The organism is Kocuria massiliensis (assembly GCF_900169715.1).
Classification (GTDB): domain Bacteria; phylum Actinomycetota; class Actinomycetes; order Actinomycetales; family Micrococcaceae; genus Rothia; species Rothia massiliensis.
This window is the reverse complement of the sequence record NZ_LT835160.1, coordinates 42,332-59,955: the sequence shown is the minus strand read 5'-3', so window position 1 is coordinate 59,955 and position 17,624 is coordinate 42,332. Positions and strand designations below refer to the sequence as shown.

The following is a 17,624-nucleotide window of genomic DNA, read 5'->3' as shown; positions in this document are numbered from 1 at the left end:
CCACTGAGGCCCCGGTCGGATTCATCTCGAATCTGGCCGGGGCCTCGGTGCGTCGTGGGCAGGTGGCGCCGTGCCCTAGACTGTTCGCCGGGGCGTACCGTGCTCCCGCAAGCCGAAACCGACCAGTGAGGACCACCCAGCAGACATGCCGTACACATTGGGGCTCGAGCCTCAGGACCTGACCGCCGAGATGCACGACGACGACGGACGCCTGGTCTGGTCGGGGGAAGGCGGCAATGAGGTACGTCGATCGGTTTTGCCTGGAGGAGTTCGGGTTCTCACCGAACGCATGCCTGGGCAACGTAGCGTGTCCCTCGGTTTCTGGGTGGGCGTCGGCTCTCGCGATGAGGCCGTGGGAATGTATGGTTCGACGCACTTCCTCGAACACCTGCTGTTCAAGGGCACCGAGCGGCGCAACGCGCTGCAGATAGCGGAGGCCTTCGACGCCGTGGGCGGCGAGTCCAACGCACTGACGGCGAAGGAGCATACCTGCTATTACGCCAGGGTGCTGTCAGAGGATCTGCCCATGGCCGTGGACGTGATTGCGGACATGGTGACCTCGGCCCTCTTGGACCCGCAAGAGCTGGAGCAGGAACGCGGCGTCATCCTCGAAGAGATCGCGATGGATTTGGATGATCCCACCGATGTGGCCTTCGAAAACTTCACGAGCAAAATCATGGGTGAGCACCCGCTGGGGCGCCCGATCGGCGGCAACCCATCAGAGATCACCTCGGTGGCCCGTGACGCCGTCTGGGACCACTATTCCCAGCACTACACGCCGGACAAGCTCGTCATCTCGGTGGCGGGAGGGCTCGAACACCGCGACGTCGTGCGGCACGTGCTCGACGCGCTGGACCGCTCCGGCTGGGCTTTGCCCGACGCGCTGGACCGCTCCGGCTGGGCTTTGCCCCAGGGGGCGACGCCGGCGCCGCGGCGCATTCGCAAGGCCGCACCATTGTCCCCGGAATTCGGCCATCACACCGTGGATCGTGCCTTCGAGCAGGCGAATGTGATCATCGGAAGCACAGGTTTGATCGCGGGGTCGCCCCAACGATTCACGATGTCCGTGCTGAATGCGGCCCTGGGCGGGGGCATGTCGTCCCGGCTTTTCCAGGAAGTGCGGGAAAAACGTGGACTCGCCTACAACACCTTTTCCTTTGGCGGGTCCTATTCCGACGCCGGGTATTTCGGAATGTACGCAGGGTGCACCCCGGATAAGGCGTCCACGGTGATTGATGTGATGCGACGGGAGCTGCATCATCTGGCCGAGCACGGGATGAGCGCGACCGAACTGGATAAGGTCACCGGTCAGCTCAGTGGCGCGACCTTGCTGGGGAGCGAGGACTCTGGATCTCGAATGTTCCGTTTAGGTCGCTCCGAACTCGACACCGGAACTTTTACGGATTTGGACGAATTGCACCAGAATATTCGCGCCGTGACCGCTGCGGAAGTCCAGGAACTCGCCGCTGACCTGGCGGAGCGAGAAACGGTGACGACGTGGGTTGGTACCGGCATGGCTGAGGCGGAGGCTCAACGTGCGTAACGTGTTCGTAATCACAGTTGTCTGGGGTTAAGCTTTTCCCATGTGTTCCTCGATCTTCGTGACCGGAGAAGCGAAGTCGCCGTCGAGTAACCCGATCACACATCAGTTCGGGATTTTCTTCGTCGGCCTCGTGGTCGACCGGAACACTCACCGAATCCTCGATGCGGAATGCACGGCGACGTTGGCCCTGACGAATACGTTCGTCCGGAGCTTGATCGTGGGAGCAAGCATCGTCGACGAGGAACGCCTGGTGGAGCCCATCTCCACCCGGTACCACGGTTCGTCTCAGCGTGCCCTGATCACCGCGTTGCGGAACGCGGCGGTCAAATATCGCGGGATGATCGATACCACGTAGCAGGCACCTCCTGATTGCTTGGTCCCTTCCCAGGGGCCGGATCCAGTCGGAAACATCGAGACGACGTCTCGGGGTTTCCGACTTTTTGCATTTCCGGGGGTGTTGGGAAGGAAACGAGAAATGGTTACCGACGGCTTCCTCTTTTTGGGGGTGTTGATGGGACTGGCAGCGGTCATCGTGTTCTTGGAAAAGCGCACGCGACTCACGCTGTTTCGGTATGTCCCGGGATTCGTGTTGATGTACATTTTGACGGCTCTGCTCAACACGATCGGTGTCTTCGACCATAACGAGCAGGTCTTGGCCACAGGCACTTCCGTTCAGGATGCACTCCTCCCGGCAATGATTCTCCTCTTGCTGTTTCAATGCGATGTTCGGAAAATCATCAAGCTCGGACCCAAACTGTTGCTCACCTTCGTCGTCACCGCCTTCAGCATTTTTCTCGGTTTTGTGGTGGCGTTCTTGATTCTTCAGAAGGTCTTGGACCCGGAAGCATGGAAGGCCTTGGGCGCACTCTCGGCGTCGTGGACGGGCGGCTCCGCCAACATGGTGGCGGTCCAATCTATTCTTCAGGCCCCGCAGAACGTCTTCGGATATGTCCTGATCGTGGACACCATCATCTACTCGGTGTGGTTGCTGGTGATGTTTGGCTCGGTGTCGATTTCCGACAAATTTAATGCCTGGACCAAGGCTGATACGAGCTATCTCGATGCCCACTCAGGGGAGAAAGAGGCCGACCAGCAGAAGCCGATCGATCTGGGATCGCTCATGTGCGTGATCGGTTTCGGAATCTTCATCTCCGCAGTGGCCACCGCTATCGGAAATGTTTTGCCTGAGGTTGGCGTGGTCATTACGTCGAGCACCTGGACCATTCTCATCGTCAGCGTGTTGGGCTTGGTGATCGGTTCCACCCGGCTCGGAGCCGTCGCCGGATCGAGCGAGGTTGCCACCGTCATGCTGTACCTGATTATCGGAATCATTGCATCGCAGTCCGATTTTTCCTCGCTGGCTCAAGCGCCGTTGTACCTGGTGGCGGGCGTCATCGTCATGATCGTGCACATCGTCGTGATGGTCGTATACGCCAAATTGACTCGGACGGAACTCTTCAGCCTCGCCGTTGCGAGCACGGCCAACATTGGGGGCATCGCCTCCGCACCGGTGGTCGCGAGCGCCTTCAATCGGCAGCTCGTCCCCGTGGGTGTGCTCTTTGCCCTGATGGGTGCATTCCTGGGGACATTCTTCGGGCTCATCACCGCGCAAGTTTTGGCGGTGCTGTGATGATGGAGTCAACCGAAAAGCACCTGAGCATGCCAGCCCCGACGGATGGCGCACTGACCGTCCGTCGCCTCGCTACCGTGCCTTACCGTGGCCCTTTGGTCCGGCCTTTTGTGACATCCCGACGTCGAGCGGATGCCATCGACGGAGTCCTCGTCGAGCTCGACCTCGACGGCGACGTTCGGGGGATCGGATCGGCGGCTCAAACGTGGGCGGTGACGGGGGAATCGGTGGCATCGATTGAGGCGGCGGTCAATGGGCCCATGTCCGAAAGCCTCGTTGGGCGCACGTTGTCGCTACACGAAGCCTCCGACGTCGTCATGAACAGTTGCTCTGGGAATTCCAGTGCCAAGGCCGCCGTCGACGTCGCGCTTCATGATGCGTGGTCGGCTGCCCTGGGACGCCCGCTGACCGTCGCATTGGGCGGTCGGACCGAGGGCAGCGTCGAAACCGATATGACCGTCAGCCTGGGAGAGCCTGACGTCATGGCACAGGACGGGATCAAGGCTTGGGACGAGGGTTTCCGAATCCTCAAGATCAAGCTCGGTCAGAATTGGCACCGTGACATGGAACGCTTAGAGATTCTCCGGGAGGCCGTGCCTCAAGCGCGGTTCCGCCTGGACGCCAACCAGGGGTGGACGGCCCAGGAAGCGATCCGCGCGATTTCGTCCCTGGAAGATTCGGGATTCCCCGTGGACCTGGTGGAACAGCCCACACCCAAACACGATCTCGAGGCGTTGGCGGCTGTGACGGCGGCGGTCTACACGCCCATCATGGCGGATGAGTCCGTAGCCACGCCGCATGACGCCGTGGAGATTGTCCGGCGCGGCGCAGCTGACATGCTGAACATCAAACTTGCCAAATGCGGCGGTATTCGGGCCGCCATTGCGCTCGCCGACATCGCCGAAGCCGCTGGGCTCGGATGCATGATCGGCGCCATGATGGAGCCGCGACCTTCAATTGCGGCCGCGGTACATCTCGCGATCGCTCGATCGTCCATCGGCCTGGTCGATCTCGATTCGGCCGAATGGATCGATGACCCCAGAATCTCGGGCGGATACGTGCGCGACGGCGCGCATCTGACCGTGACGAAAGAGACCGGACTTGGCATCCACGCCGCTGGGTCCCTGATGGAAGGACATCTCGCATGAAAACCCCACGCATTCTCGCGGCCGCCGCGACTTTAGTGTTCGCGTGCACGACGACGGGTACGGCCGCTTGGGCCGACGGTTCCTCCCCGTCGGATGTTGCCCATGAATCCGGGCAGATATCTGCCGGTGACACGGCTTTTGTCAATGACAACGTCGCAACCCTGTGGACCGAGCCTGGTCAAGACCGCCCCGAAGATCGCCCCTCAACGACCCATCCGACCGATCTGGACTTGTGGAATCGGAACCTTCAGGACACCAAGCTCCGGGGCTGGCTCACCGGACATCTAGAGACTCAGGCTCTCTATGGGTCTCGTGTCACGGTGACGGAGGTTTCCGGGGAATGGGCCAAGGTGGTCGTGACCGATCAAATGACGCCCCGTGATCCACGTGGATACCCTGGGTGGATGCCCGTCCGTCAGTTGGTGGAGAATCCGTCCTTTGCCGACGAGAAGAAGCAGGCACCCCGTGCCGTGGTGACCGCGAAGAAGAGCGTCGTCGCCGGGACGAAAGCCGGAACTCCGACGACCGACGTCAGCTTCAATACCGAACTTCCGGTGGCGAAACAGTCTAGCGACCATGTGACCGTTCAGTTGCCGGACGGGGGTTCCGGTACGTTGCCGACCAGCGACGTCGAGGTCTACCAGCCGGGCCAGACGGCACCGAAACCGACCGGGGAGCAGGTCGTTGAAACGGGCCAGCGGTTCTTGGGTCTGCGGTACCTGTGGGCCGGAATGTCGTCCTACGGGTACGACTGTTCGGGATTCACCTCGAATATGTACCGGGCGCATGGAATCGATATTCCCCGTGACGCGGACGCACAGGCCGAGTTCGGCACAGCGGTGGACGAACGGGACCTGCAACCGGGTGATTTGTTGTTCTTCGCCCAACCTGGAGGCACCGGTGCCGTGCACCATGTGGGGATGTATATGGGCGACGGCAAGATGATTCACGCTCCCAACGAGTCGACGAGCGTCTCGGTCACGGACTGGAAGACATGGGATTCCAAGGACGAGTTCTCGGGCGCACGCCGGATGCTGTGAACGGCGAAACCCCCATACGACGACGTCGTATGGGGGTTTTCTACGAAGACCGGGGGCGGCTCATGAGCGCGGCGACCAAGGCCGCTATCGCCTCGTCGGCCGCCTCCTCGGTGTAACCCCGGGTACAAATGGACAGGTACTGGCAGTCCTTGGCGCCCGGGTCGCCGACGAAGGCGACGTCGTGGCGGATCCCGGGAACCTCCCCGGACTTGGAGCCCCACACCGTTCCGGCGGGCAGTGCTCTACCGATGGGTGCCGTGCGTTGTGCCTTCAGGATTTCTTGGAAGAAACGGGTGGTCTCTAGGCCCAAAGACGTGGCACAGGGGCCCTCCCACCCGTTCGCGGTCGCATGCATCAGAGTGACGAGATCGCGTGCGGTGGTTATGTTGCTGAGACCCCGTTGCTCGGCGGCCTCATCACCGATGAGTCGTTCGATGCGCGTCGAATTCACAGCGAAATCTCGAAGGACGCCCTCGATCGCCGGGAGCCCAACCTCGCGCATCAGCATATTCGTCGCTTCATTCGACGACCGCGAGATCATGGCCTCCAGAAGGTCAGTCACTGGAACCGGCGTGGACTCAGGGGGAAATTCAGGGTCGAGATGGTCGCCCGTCAAGCGAAATGGGTGCCCGTCGACGCCGGTGAAAGTCCTGGTGGACGGGTAGGTCGCCGTCCAGTCCAACGTCCCTGCCTTGAGGCCACGGCCCGCCGCCAGTAGCACGGCGAGCTTCATGGTGGATGCCGCGTAGTACTGGGCATCCGGTCGGTGTCCAGCGAGGAGCTCTCCTCGCGCATTGCCCACGGCAAAACTGATGGAAACGGGACTGGCGTGAGGATTCTCCATCCATCGAACCTAACAGCCCAGACCGTCGTCACCCGTCGGAGGTCACGTCACAGAGCGCCGTGGATCGAAATTACGGCCCGGGAGCAGCGGATTGTTGGGCGTTCTGCGACTCGGAGAGTCCAGCCGTGGCTTTCTCGAGATTCTGTTTAGCGTGATCGACGGCGTCGGCGACCGTGGTGGCATAAAGGTCCTGGCCTGCGGCCTGCGGATGAACGCCGTCGGAAACCAGAAGGTCCCGTTTGCCGTCCGAAGCCTTCGCCCAATCGGCGAGCACCAGCTTGTCATTCGCCCCGGTGGCCTCCCGGATGGTGTTATTTGACGTCGAGACCCAGTCCAAGGTTGGGGGCGCTTGACCCGTGACTAATACGACTTCTCGGACCTCGCCGGACTCCGCGATCTTGACGAGTTGATCGACGTCGTGAGAGGTCATGGCGGCGTTGGTGGACAGCGAGATGACGACCACTCGGCCCAAGGTGCCGTCTTCCGAACGTTGCCGCGCCAGGTCGATGCCTTCGCTGACGTTGCGGCTCACCGCTGCATCGATAGAAATCCCCGGCAACTTGTCTTGGAGCGCCTCGGCCGAAGCCAGGGTCACGGAGTCTCCAATCATCGTGACGTCTTGTCCGCCTGGCGTGGGGTGATAGGGCTGAGGTCCGGAGGCGGTCTCCGAGGGGGAAGCGCTCGGCGTCGGGCTCGACGACAGTGCGGATTCTCCTTCCGCCACCACGGATTCGGCTTGCGTCTGCTGGGGAGCGTGAAGGCACGCGACGACGGTTCCGCCTACCGCGAGGAGCCCCAAACTGACCGAGCCAACGGCGATCCACCGGGGACGACCTGCACGCGTCACGGCTCCGCCCAACCGGGCCAGAGCGCCTCCGAATCCCAGTCGGCGAACGGGTTGTTCGAGCCAGCGGTAGGACACCGCAGCGATCACAACCGTCACGAAGAGGACACCAAGATTTCGCAAATGCCCCGGAACCTCAGGTGCGCCGTAGTGGGCCAGGGCCATGAGCGGCCAGTGCCATAGGTAGATTCCGTAGGACCTCTTGCCGAGCCAGGCCAGCGGAGCCAGGGATAAGAGTCGGCGCAACCCTTCGGCGCCCGTTCCTCGAACGTCCGGTAGAAGTGCCTGAATGCACCCGATGCCAAGGATTGACGCGGCAAGAAGGCCCCAAGGAGCCAAAAGTGAAGGGTTCGCCTCATTGAGCGTGAGGCACAGGAACGGCAACAGGAGCAGACTCAGCCAACCAGCGAGGATACGCACGATATTCAGGCCGGGGCGAAAACCTCGATCGAGGGCCCAGACCTTCACCCCGGGACGCGGCGGGTACATACTCCACGGGATAGCCAATGCCAAGACCGCTCCCAGCATCAGACCGAAGGCGTGGGTATCGAGGCCGTAGTATCCGCGAGTGGTGGAGCCTTCCACGGCGTTCCACACGAGCATCGCCACGATGGACCCCACGCCCAGGACCATGGGCACAACACGGCGACGCCGCCAGGTGCTGACGAGCATGCACGTGACCACGAGGATGACGGGCCAGGCGAGGTAAAACTGCTCTTCCAAAGCCAGCGACCAGAAATTGGTGTACAACTCCGGATTGGTCTGTGCGAAATAGTCATTCCCCGCAGCAATATTGGTCCAGTTGGAGGTGTACGTCAGCGCCCCAAACACCTGGCGCGGCATTTCCACCAATACGTCGCCGCCCACCAGCAGGGCGAGACTCGTGCACACCACGACGCACAGAACCATCGCCGGGACGAGTCGACGGAGTCGTCGCATCCAGAACTGGGGCAATCGCATCCGGTCCGTAAATGCGGCTTCTTTGAGTAATAGCGCCGTGATGAGATACCCGGAGATCACGAAGAAGAGGTCGACGCCGACCAAGCCACCCGGCAGCGCTCCCGGCCACAGGTGATACACCATCACGGCCGCAACGGCGATCGCTCGCAACCCGTCAAGGCCGCGGAGCACGAATTTGCTCTCTGCCGCTTCAGGGGGAACGGAGGAGGCAAAGGGAGTGGGGGAAGACATACGAGGTGTGGATCCTGGGGAATGAAACGTGGGGTTGTGTTTCCTCTCGCTGACGCGAAGGTAACTGAACTTCATGGTATCCGTCCCAGCTGGGAGGAGGTCGCGTTCTCAGCCACACATCGCGGGAGGATCCCTCGCGGAGACGGACGTCATCGTCGTCGAGTGCAGCGACGCGGCGATAGGGTGGGGTTTATGACTGACGTGATCAAGGTGGCCGTTCTGGGTGCCGCGGGCCGTATGGGTTCGCAGGCCGTCGACGCGGTGAATGCAGCAGAAGATATGGAATTGGTGGCGGCGCTCGGCTCGAGTGATGCCTTGGACGCGCTGGTGGAGGCAGAGGCCGACGTCGTCGTCGACCTGACTGTTCCCGACGCGAGCGAGGAGAACGTCCGCTTCGCCGTTTCGCACGGGATGCACGCCGTCGTGGGGACAACGGGCTGGGACGAGGCCAAGCTAGGCCGGTTGAACGAATTGCTCGAGAAGAATCCCGGAGTGGGCGTACTGATCGCCCCGAATTTCGCGATCGGCGCCGTGTTGGCCGGGAAGTTTGCGGCGACCGCAAGCAAGTATTTTGAATCCGTTGAGGTGATCGAACTGCATCACCCGGAGAAATTGGATGCTCCCTCGGGAACGGCTCGACACACCGCGCAGGAGATTGCCCAGGCACGGCGAGAAGCCGGCCGAGGTCCGAGCCCGGATGCGACTCAAACCGATCCCGAAGGCTCCCGTGGCGCCGTGATCGACGACGTCCACGTTCACGCCGTTCGTTTGCGTGGGCTCGTGGCACATGAGGAGATCGTGTTGGGTGATATTGGGCAGCAGCTGACAATCCGCCACGACTCCTTTGACCGGGTGTCTTTCATGCCGGGAGTTCTTTTGGGAGTGCGAACCGTGGGGGAGCGCCCCGGCCTGACTCACGGTCTCGACGGCTACCTGGACTTGGCCTGAGCGTGCGCGGACTCAAAGTATTCACGGCGGTGGTGGCCGTGCTTGCCGCCGTCAGCGTGTGGCTCCTCCCGATTCCGAGCGGAACTCGGCTGTTCATCCTCGTTATTTTGGCGTTCAGCGCTGCCTTCGTGTTTGTCGAATCCACGAATAAAGGCAAGACCTTCGCCGCCGTCACGGTGGCACTATTGGCTTTGTATCTGGTGCTGACCCTCCAGCGAGGCATTCTTTTGGTCGCCGCCGGTAACATCACGGGAATTTTGCTCGGTGCCGGTCTGATCGTTCTGCCCTTGATTGGGGCATGGGCGCTCATCCGAGAAGTTCTTTTTGGCATTCGTGTTCAGCAGCTCGGATCAATCCTGGCGTCAGAAGGCGGGCTCCCCGAAGACAATCTGCCTCGAACGGCCGCCGGTGGAATTGACCGCGCCGCCGCCGATGAGCAGTTTCCTCAATTTCAACGTGACGTTGAGGAAAATCCTGACGATTGGCGTTCCTGGTTCCGACTTTCGTGCGCGTACGACGCCGCGGGGGACCGGAAGCGGGCCCGGAGGTCCATGCGCGACGCCGTGGCCTTACATCGTGGACGTTCAATAGGCGCGTTGTACCAGGGCGAAGAGTCCTAGTTGTGTTGTAGCCTGGGGATTATGTCTGAGTCTTCGAACGAGAACCCCACTACCGTCAAGCCGTTGTTCGGTCGATTGCTGACCGCTATGGTCACGCCGTTCGCGGACGATGGTAGCGTCGACGAACAGGCGACGGCCCGACTGGCCGTCGACCTGGTAGACCGCGGCAACGACGGCCTAGTGGTGTGCGGAACCACGGGTGAATACTCGACCATGACGGACGAGGAAAACGCGAAGGTATTCCGCATCGTCAAGGACGCCGTAGGGGATCGGGCCTCGATCATTGCGGGTGTGGGCTCGAACGACACCGCACACACCTTGCATCTTGCAGCCCTCGCGGAAGAGGTCGGAGTGGACGGCCTTCTGGTCGTGACGCCGTATTACAACAAGCCCACGCAGTCCGGCCTCCTTGCTCATTTCCGCACGGTCGCCGACGCGGTGACGACTCCGGTCATGCTGTATGACATCCCCGGACGCGCCGGCATTCAGATCGCTCCGGACACGATGATCGCGCTGGCGGAGCACCCCAATATCGTTGCCGTTAAGGACGCCAAGGCGGATTTTGCGGCCGCAACCGAAGTCATGTCCCGCACGAATCTGCAGTTTTACTCGGGTGACGACGGGCTGACGCTACCGTGGATGTCCATCGGTGCCATGGGACTCGTCGGCGTGACGACTCACGTGATTCCCGAGCACTTCCGGGAACTGATTGATGCCGTCGTGGCCGGTGACCTGGCAACTGCGGCCGCCCTTCACCGCGAGATTCATCCCGTCGTCTCCGCGACCATGGCCCGGGTCCCCGGGGCAGTGGCCGCAAAATCGATTCTTCACTGGCAGGGACGGCTGACATCCAGCCGAGTTCGCCTGCCCCACGTGGACCCCACCGAGGCGGAAGTCGCTCAGATGCGATCCGATCTCGAGGGGACCGTGGCAACTTCAAGCATCAAATAAATACGGTCGACGCGGTTTAGAGCGCGACCGAAAACATTCAGAAAGGGGTCACGTGACCCAGATTCCCACAGATTTGCCCAAGCCTCCTAGGCTTCAGAAAGACACCTTGCGTGTCGTGCCGCTCGGCGGCCTGGGCGAAGTTGGTCGCAATATGACCGTCTACGAGATCAACGGAAAACTCTTGATCGTGGACTGTGGCGTGCTCTTCCCCGAAGAGACGCAACCCGGTGTGGACTTGATCTTGCCGGACCTCAACCACATCTTGAACCGGCTCGACGACGTGCTGGCCATTGTGCTGACGCACGGCCATGAGGATCACATCGGCGCCGTTCCGTACCTGCTGAAGCGCCGCCCCGATATTCCCTTGATTGGCTCGCAGCTAACCCTCGCGCTCGTCGAGGCCAAACTTCAGGAGCACCGCATTCGTTCGGCTTCTACGGCAGTGGCCGAGGGAGACATCGAGAAATTCGGTCCGTTCGAATGCGAATTCGTTGCCGTAAACCACTCCATCCCGGATGCCCTCGCGGTATTCATCCGCACACCTGCGGGCAATGTCCTGCACACGGGTGACTTCAAGATGGACCAGCTTCCGCTGGACGGTCGCATCACGGACTTGCGCCACTTCGCGCGACTCGGCGAGGAAGGCGTGGACCTGTTCCTGCCTGACTCCACCAACGCCGAGGTCCCGGGCTTCACTCCGACCGAAAAGAACATCGGTCCTGTCCTCTCGGACGTCTTCCGTGATGCTCCGAAACGCCTGATCGTGGCGTCGTTCTCCTCGCACGTTCACCGTGTGCAGCAGGTCATCGACGCCGCCGTCGAGCGTGGCCGCAAGGTCGCCCTGATCGGCCGCTCGATGGTCCGCAATATGTCCATCGCGGAGAAACTGGGGTACCTCCAGGTTCCGGATAACGTGCTGATCGATATGAAGCACATCGATGATTACCGGGATGACGAGGTCGTGCTGATGTGCACGGGTTCTCAGGGTGAACCGATGGCCGCGCTGTCCCGCATGGCCAGTGGCGATCACCGGGTGCAGATCCAGGAAGGCGACACCATCGTCTTGGCGTCGTCGCTGATCCCGGGCAATGAAAACAGCGTGTTCCGCATCATCAACGGTTTGCTGAAGCTTGGTGCCAACGTGATTCACAAGGGCAACGCCAAGGTTCACGTTTCGGGCCACGCCGCAGCGGGAGAATTGCTCTACTGCTACAACATTCTTGAACCGGGTTACGTCATGCCCGTGCACGGTGAAGTCCGCCACTTGATTGCCAACGGCAAGCTGGCGATGGAAACCGGCGTTCCGGAGGAGAACGTCCTTCTCGGTGAATCCGGCGTCGTCGTGGACATGAAGGACGGCCAGGCGAAGATTGTGGGCGCGGTGGACTGCGGCTACGTCTACGTGGACGGTAAGTCCGTGGGCGAAATCACGGATCAAGACCTCAAGGATCGTCGGACGCTCGGCGAAGAGGGCTTCGTGTCCATCGTGATCGTCGTGGACCGTGCCTCCAAGAGGGTGGTGGCCGGGCCGGACGTCCACGCGCGTGGCGTTGCCGAGGACGACTCCGTGTTCAAGCCGATGATCCCCAAGATCACCGAGGCCTTGGAAGAAGCGATGCAGGAGAAGAGCTCCAAGCGTCTGAGCAACCACCAGATGCAGCAGATCGTGCGTCGCACGATCGGCCAGTGGATTGGCCGCAAGCTCCGCCGCAAGCCCATGATCATTCCAGTGGTCGTGGAGGCGGGAAAGAACTCCTAAGAACGGTTATCCCCAGGCACATGGAGTGCCGGGTCTTCGAGGGCGGTATCCACATGTGGTGCGGTTGAGGCCGTACGTGAGTGTGGGTTCCGCCCTCATCGTTTACCCTGGAACATATGGCGACTCGAACTTCCCCCACCCCAAAAAAGGGCGCATCGCAGTCGCGACGATCGTCGAGCGGCACGACAAAGGCCGCCAACCGTTCTTCGCGTGCAGGCGCCAACGCACCCGATCAGCCCCATTGGTTTATCCGGGCCATTGTTGGTGCGTGGGTTGGTTGCGCCCATCTCGTGGGTGGCGCCGTGCGCCGGATGGGTACCCTCCGGACGTCTGTAGAGCCAGAGGAGCGTCGCGACGGCGGCGCCCTGCTCATGTTGATGTTGGCGCTCATCACCGCCGCCGTTGAATGGTGGTCTCTAGCCTCCGTGGGTATTCAAGCGGTGTCGTGGCCGGCGATGGCGTGGCACTCGGTGGTCGCCGGAACATTTGGGCACATGGCGCTCGTGGCTCCGGTCCTCTTGGGCGGTTTTTCGATCCGAGCCTTCCGTCACCCCACGGAGATGGGGGCCAATAATCGCATCGCCGTGGGCCTTCTGATCATGATGATTTGCGGCTCCGCCCTTTTCGATATCGCGGCCGGATCGCCCAGCATCGACGGCGGGTTTGAAGGCGTTCGCCGTGGCGGTGGAATCGTGGGTCTCCTTGCGGGCGCCACCATGGGCAAGCTCGTTACGGTGCCCGGCGTCGTGGCGTTGCACGTGCTGCTGTTGCTCATTTCGATTCTCATCGTGACCGCGACGCCGGTGCGACGGATCATCCCGAATATTCAGTCGGCCTTTGGGCGACTCATGGGGGAGAAGCCCGCCCGCACGGATACCGACCTTGCGGCTCCCGACCACGACCGCAGCTATCTTGAGACTGGCTCCCTTCCCGAGGCGGAGCGGAAGAGCAAGAAGTCTCGGTTCCGGCGTCGTCAGGGCAAGAAGGCCGACGAGGAGCCCCTGGACCTGTACGACGGTGATGAAGCCTTTACGCGCGCCGTCGTGGACGAGAGTGGCCATCGCGCGGATCCGAACGGCGGTCGTATCCAGCCGTCGGATACTGAACTCTTTGACCACACCAATGCTGGCGCGAAGACGGCAAGGCCCACTAAGAAGAAGTCCGAGATCTTTGACTTGGGCAAATTCAATCGCGCCCGTGCAGCACGCGGCGAAACCGATCCGGCCGCCCCGGCTCCCGAGGATGAACTGGACCAAACACGGCAGCTCAACGCACCAGGCGAGGACGAGACCGAGGTGCTCACTGGTACGGCTCGAGGGGGCGCCCCCTCTCCGAAGAGTCGGCCCAGCACAGCGACGCCGAGTGGAGCATCGGTCCAGGACCCCTCAGACGGGGTATCACCCATCGTCGACAAGGCAGACCCCCAGGACGCTCAGGCTCATGGCGCCACGGTAGCGGACGCCGTCGACACCAACCTTCCTCATGCTCAACCTCAGACCGGTGCCGCACGCGATGCCGCGCTCGCCGTTAATCCGTATGAGCTTCCGACACAGCAGATGCTGACCCAAGGCCCTCCCGCGAAGGAACGGTCCGAGGTCAACGACGCCGTCGTGCGCGCCCTGACCAACGTGCTGGAACAGTTCAAGGTCGACGCCGAGGTCACCGGTTTCTCCCGCGGACCCACCGTGACTCGATACGAGATCGAACTGGGTGCAGGCACCAAGGTCGAGCGCGTCACGGCATTGTCCAAGAACATTTCGTATGCGGTGGCCAGCGCGGATGTGCGCATTCTTTCGCCGATCCCCGGCAAGTCGGCCATCGGAATCGAGATTCCCAACACCGACCGCGAGACGGTCGCGCTCGGCGACGTCCTGCGTTCTCAGATGGCGCATGCGACGCCGCACCCCATGGTTATGGGCGTCGGCAAGGACGTCGAAGGCGGATACGTCGTGGCAAACCTCGCCAAGATGCCGCACATGTTGGTGGCTGGCGCCACGGGTGCAGGTAAGTCCTCGTTCGTGAATTCGATGATCACGTCCATCCTGATGAGGGCCACCCCCGACGAGGTCCGCTTGGTCATGGTGGATCCCAAACGTGTCGAACTCACGGCCTATGAAGGTGTCCCGCACCTCATCACCCCGATTATCACGAATCCGAAGAAGGCCGCCGAGGCGTTGCAATGGGTCGTTCGGGAGATGGACGCCCGCTACGACGACCTCTCTCACTTCGGGTACAAACACATTGACGACTTCAACAAGGCGGTCCGAGAAGGAAAGGTTCAGGCCGAGCCTGGATCCAAACGAAAGATCCGCCCCTACCCGTACCTCCTGGTGATTGTTGACGAGCTCGCGGACCTCATGATGGTTGCCCCGCGTGACGTCGAAGACGCGATCGTGCGCATCACCCAGCTCGCTCGTGCCGCGGGCATTCACCTGGTCCTGGCGACCCAGCGCCCGTCCGTGGACGTGGTCACCGGTCTGATCAAGGCCAACGTGCCCTCCCGTATGGCATTTGCGACGTCGTCCGTGACCGACTCTCGCGTGGTCCTGGACCAGGCGGGTGCGGAAAAGCTCATCGGCCAAGGCGATGCGCTGTTCCTCCCGATGGGCGCGTCGAAGCCGATGCGTGTCCAGGGTGCGTGGGTCACGGAGTCGGAAATTCACGACATCGTCGAGCACGTCAAGAAGCAGATGCCGGTGAGCTACCGAGCCGATGTCATCCAAGATCAGCCGAAGAAACAGATCGACGAGGACATCGGAGACGATCTCGACGTCCTGTTGCAGGCGGCCGAACTCATCATCAATTCCCAATTTGGTTCGACCTCCATGTTGCAGCGAAAGTTGCGTGTCGGCTTCGCAAAGGCCGGTCGTCTCATGGACCTTTTGGAATCTCGGGAGATCGTCGGGCCCTCCGAGGGATCGAAGGCTCGCGACGTTCTGGTAGCCCCGGATGACCTCCCTAACGCCTTGGCCCGACTTCGTGGCGAAGAACCCGAGCCGGAAGAGCCCGCCGGCGGCGACCCCGTGGAAGAATCGTTGCAAAACGTCGCAACGGATTATCACGACGGCGCCGACGAGCCCAGTAACGAAGACGCATGGCAACTGACCGGTCGGTGACGAATCAAGGCCCAATGCCACGGAGAGTCGATGGAGGAGACGGAAGATGAGTAGCCCAAACCCCGCGGGGGAAGCCGCCAAACCGTCCAACCTCAACCTGCCCAACGTGCTGACCACGATTCGGATCCTGATGGTTCCGTTCTTCGTGTGGTTCCTGCTCGCGGGCGGTCACTTTGGCGAGACCTCAATGCTTATGCGGTGGGCCGCCGTGGTCGTCTTCGGCGTGGCGATGTACACGGACAAGCTCGACGGTGACATTGCACGTGCCCGCAACTTGATCACGGACTACGGAAAAATCGCCGACCCGATCGCGGACAAACTCCTGACGGGCGCGGCCTTTGTGGTGCTGTCGATCTTGGGCGAGCTCTGGTGGTGGGTCACCATCGTGATCCTCGTTCGGGAATGGGGCATCACGATCATGCGGTTCTTCGTGATTCGATATGGGGTCATGGCCGCTTCCAAGGGCGGAAAGCTTAAGACGGTGCTCCAGACGATTGCACTCATCTTGTTCATCCTGCCGCTCGGTGCGATCGGATGGTGGGCCATGATCCCTGGGTGGGTCGTCATGGCCGCCGTCGTCATCGTCACGGTGATCACGGGCATAGATTATGTCGTCAAGGCCGTGCAACTACGCCGTGAATATCTGACGAATCACTCGGAGAGCAGGGCCGGATGAGCCGGGCCGAGATTCCGAGGGACGAATCATCCTCCTCGTTGGCGGCGCGGATTATTGCCTCGGCGACCGTTTCGGGGCAGAGCATCGCGACGGCCGAGTCTTTGACCGCCGGGTTGGTCGCCTCGGCTCTGTGCGATGTTCCGGGGGCTTCGTCGGCCTTTCTGGGAGGCGTTGTCTCCTATGATAATTCCGTCAAAGCGGGGCTCTTGGGGGTGAGACGGCAACTCTTGGAAGAACAGGGTTCTGTGGATCCTGAGGTCGCGCGTGCCATGGCCGCAGGGGCACGTCGTGCCTGCCGCACGGACTGGGCGGTTTCTACCACAGGCGTGGCAGGACCCGAGCCACATGACGGTAAGCCCGTCGGTCTCGTGTACGTGGGATGCGCCGGCCCTTTCGGCTTCACCACCAAGGAACTTCGGCTCGAAGGCGACCGCCGCGAGATCAGGGAATCCGCCGTCGATGGCGCCCTGAGATTACTGCTGGATGCGATGATTGCGGGCGACTGATCACTGGGTTTACCCATTGTTCAGAGTATTCACAGGATTCTTCCATCGGGGCCGGGAATGAATTCACAGGGAACACCGTTTGACTGTATGTAACGGTTCAGGAAGTAATCGTTGAGAAGCCTAACGTGGCTGAGAAAACTCCACTAGGCTGTAGTAGACCAGTGGCCCACAACACATGATGGGTCACGTTGAGAGGGAGACAGGCATAAAGATGACTAAGCAACCCGTGTCCGTGAACGGCGTCGTCCGTTGGAAGGACGTGGGACAGTCTGAAAAATTCACGCCCGAATCACAGGAGCCCAAAGTGATCGTTCTTCGTCACGAAATCGGTGAAGTTCTCCGCGACATCCGTCAGCGCCAGGGGCGCACCCTACGCGAGGTTTCCCATAGCGCTCGAGTTTCGCTCGGATACCTGAGTGAAGTGGAGCGCGGTCAGAAGGAGGCTTCGTCGGAACTGTTGGCCTCCATCTGCGCTGCGTTGGATATACCCATGTCTCAGATGTTGCGCGAGGTTTCTGACCGACTCGCGACGGCCGAGGGTCTTCACGTTCCCGATACGGTTCCGAACGAATTCTCTGAGGAGTTCCGCCGCGAATATGGCATGAACGCCACCGGATCCAGCGATTTGCCGCACGTCCATCGCGGGCGCCCCGTCGCTCAGTAATCCACGGAAGCTGGCTCATCGGTGCTTTCGGGCGGGGTGAGCCACGCTCCGAGACTTACAACAACAATCCGCGTCTCCTGCACTGCGTATGTGCCGGGAGGCGCGGATTTTCCGTGGCATCCTCAAAGCGACGCCGGGAAGCCC

At 61.5% G+C, this 17,624-nt stretch carries 15 protein-coding genes; 13 read left to right on the top strand and 2 right to left on the bottom strand.

Going from position 1 to position 17,624, the window contains the following annotated elements:
* The first annotated feature begins 145 nt into the window (after positions 1 to 145).
* From B9Y51_RS01790 to B9Y51_RS11385, 5 genes are all read left to right on the top strand, one after another.
* Positions 146 to 1,543: a M16 family metallopeptidase gene (locus tag B9Y51_RS01790; protein ID WP_085528594.1), complete on the top strand. Its 1,398-nt coding sequence runs from the start codon at positions 146 to 148 to the stop codon at positions 1,541 to 1,543.
* Positions 1,544 to 1,583: 40 nt separating this feature from the next.
* Positions 1,584 to 1,898: a DUF3870 domain-containing protein gene (locus B9Y51_RS01785; protein ID WP_048679171.1), complete on the top strand. Its 315-nt coding sequence runs from the start codon at positions 1,584 to 1,586 to the stop codon at positions 1,896 to 1,898.
* Between the two features lie 120 nt (positions 1,899 to 2,018).
* Positions 2,019 to 3,173, top strand: a complete 1,155-nt coding sequence (locus tag B9Y51_RS01780; RefSeq protein ID WP_085528593.1) for a DUF819 family protein — start codon at positions 2,019 to 2,021, stop codon at positions 3,171 to 3,173.
* Positions 3,173 to 4,321, top strand: a complete 1,149-nt coding sequence (locus tag B9Y51_RS01775; protein ID WP_143467955.1) for a dipeptide epimerase — start codon at positions 3,173 to 3,175, stop codon at positions 4,319 to 4,321. Before B9Y51_RS01780 ends, B9Y51_RS01775 begins: the two co-directional genes overlap by 1 nt.
* A complete protein-coding gene (locus B9Y51_RS11385; RefSeq protein ID WP_085528592.1) occupies positions 4,318 to 5,361 on the top strand; it encodes a C40 family peptidase in 1,044 nt (347 codons plus the stop codon). Before B9Y51_RS01775 ends, B9Y51_RS11385 begins: the two co-directional genes overlap by 4 nt.
* Before the next feature lie 40 nt (positions 5,362 to 5,401).
* Here B9Y51_RS11385 and B9Y51_RS01765 read toward each other — a convergent pair whose 3' ends face one another.
* Positions 5,402 to 6,205: a serine hydrolase gene (locus tag B9Y51_RS01765; RefSeq protein ID WP_085528591.1), complete on the bottom strand. Its 804-nt coding sequence runs from the start codon at positions 6,203 to 6,205 to the stop codon at positions 5,402 to 5,404.
* A gap of 70 nt (positions 6,206 to 6,275) precedes the next feature.
* On the bottom strand, positions 6,276 to 8,240 hold the full coding sequence (locus B9Y51_RS01760) for an acyltransferase family protein (RefSeq protein ID WP_158088229.1): 1,965 nt from the start codon (positions 8,238 to 8,240) through the stop codon (positions 6,276 to 6,278).
* A gap of 192 nt (positions 8,241 to 8,432) precedes the next feature.
* Between B9Y51_RS01760 and dapB the strand changes: the two genes are divergently transcribed.
* From dapB to B9Y51_RS01720, 8 genes are all read left to right on the top strand, one after another.
* Entirely contained in the window at positions 8,433 to 9,188 is a 756-nt protein-coding gene (gene dapB / locus B9Y51_RS01755; RefSeq protein ID WP_085528589.1) for a 4-hydroxy-tetrahydrodipicolinate reductase, read from the top strand.
* 2 nt (positions 9,189 to 9,190) lie between these two features.
* On the top strand, positions 9,191 to 9,808 hold the full coding sequence (locus B9Y51_RS01750) for a hypothetical protein (protein WP_173834726.1): 618 nt from the start codon (positions 9,191 to 9,193) through the stop codon (positions 9,806 to 9,808).
* Between the two features lie 21 nt (positions 9,809 to 9,829).
* Complete coding sequence (dapA, locus tag B9Y51_RS01745; protein ID WP_085528587.1) at positions 9,830 to 10,759, top strand: 4-hydroxy-tetrahydrodipicolinate synthase; 930 nt, start codon at positions 9,830 to 9,832, stop codon at positions 10,757 to 10,759.
* 52 nt (positions 10,760 to 10,811) lie between these two features.
* Positions 10,812 to 12,518, top strand: a complete 1,707-nt coding sequence (locus B9Y51_RS01740; RefSeq protein WP_048679150.1) for a ribonuclease J — start codon at positions 10,812 to 10,814, stop codon at positions 12,516 to 12,518.
* Positions 12,519 to 12,634: 116 nt separating this feature from the next.
* On the top strand, positions 12,635 to 15,634 hold the full coding sequence (locus tag B9Y51_RS01735; RefSeq protein ID WP_085528586.1) for a DNA translocase FtsK: 3,000 nt from the start codon (positions 12,635 to 12,637) through the stop codon (positions 15,632 to 15,634).
* Between the two features lie 46 nt (positions 15,635 to 15,680).
* A complete protein-coding gene (gene pgsA, locus B9Y51_RS01730) occupies positions 15,681 to 16,310 on the top strand; it encodes a CDP-diacylglycerol--glycerol-3-phosphate 3-phosphatidyltransferase (RefSeq protein WP_085528585.1) in 630 nt (209 codons plus the stop codon).
* A complete protein-coding gene (locus tag B9Y51_RS01725) occupies positions 16,307 to 16,816 on the top strand; it encodes a CinA family protein (protein WP_048679143.1) in 510 nt (169 codons plus the stop codon). Before pgsA ends, B9Y51_RS01725 begins: the two co-directional genes overlap by 4 nt.
* 211 nt (positions 16,817 to 17,027) lie before the next feature.
* Positions 17,028 to 17,480, top strand: a complete 453-nt coding sequence (locus tag B9Y51_RS01720) for a helix-turn-helix domain-containing protein (protein WP_048679140.1) — start codon at positions 17,028 to 17,030, stop codon at positions 17,478 to 17,480.
* Positions 17,481 to 17,624 lie beyond the last annotated feature (144 nt).

What these genes read in the sequence shown, in the direction of transcription:
- B9Y51_RS01790 (WP_085528594.1), top strand. Translation starts at nt 146, where the DNA reads ATGCCGTACACATTGGGGCTCGAGCCTCAGGACCTGACCGCCGAGATG.
- B9Y51_RS01785 (WP_048679171.1), top strand. Translation starts at nt 1,584, where the DNA reads ATGTGTTCCTCGATCTTCGTGACCGGAGAAGCGAAGTCGCCGTCGAGT.
- B9Y51_RS01780 (WP_085528593.1), top strand. Translation starts at nt 2,019, where the DNA reads ATGGTTACCGACGGCTTCCTCTTTTTGGGGGTGTTGATGGGACTGGCA.
- B9Y51_RS01775 (WP_143467955.1), top strand. Translation starts at nt 3,173, where the DNA reads ATGATGGAGTCAACCGAAAAGCACCTGAGCATGCCAGCCCCGACGGAT.
- B9Y51_RS11385 (WP_085528592.1), top strand. Translation starts at nt 4,318, where the DNA reads ATGAAAACCCCACGCATTCTCGCGGCCGCCGCGACTTTAGTGTTCGCG.
- B9Y51_RS01765 (WP_085528591.1), bottom strand. Translation starts at nt 6,205, where the DNA reads ATGGAGAATCCTCACGCCAGTCCCGTTTCCATCAGTTTTGCCGTGGGC.
- B9Y51_RS01760 (WP_158088229.1), bottom strand. Translation starts at nt 8,240, where the DNA reads ATGTCTTCCCCCACTCCCTTTGCCTCCTCCGTTCCCCCTGAAGCGGCA.
- dapB (WP_085528589.1), top strand. Translation starts at nt 8,433, where the DNA reads ATGACTGACGTGATCAAGGTGGCCGTTCTGGGTGCCGCGGGCCGTATG.
- dapA (WP_085528587.1), top strand. Translation starts at nt 9,830, where the DNA reads ATGTCTGAGTCTTCGAACGAGAACCCCACTACCGTCAAGCCGTTGTTC.
- B9Y51_RS01735 (WP_085528586.1), top strand. Translation starts at nt 12,635, where the DNA reads ATGGCGACTCGAACTTCCCCCACCCCAAAAAAGGGCGCATCGCAGTCG.
- pgsA (WP_085528585.1), top strand. Translation starts at nt 15,681, where the DNA reads ATGAGTAGCCCAAACCCCGCGGGGGAAGCCGCCAAACCGTCCAACCTC.
- B9Y51_RS01725 (WP_048679143.1), top strand. Translation starts at nt 16,307, where the DNA reads ATGAGCCGGGCCGAGATTCCGAGGGACGAATCATCCTCCTCGTTGGCG.
- B9Y51_RS01720 (WP_048679140.1), top strand. Translation starts at nt 17,028, where the DNA reads ATGACTAAGCAACCCGTGTCCGTGAACGGCGTCGTCCGTTGGAAGGAC.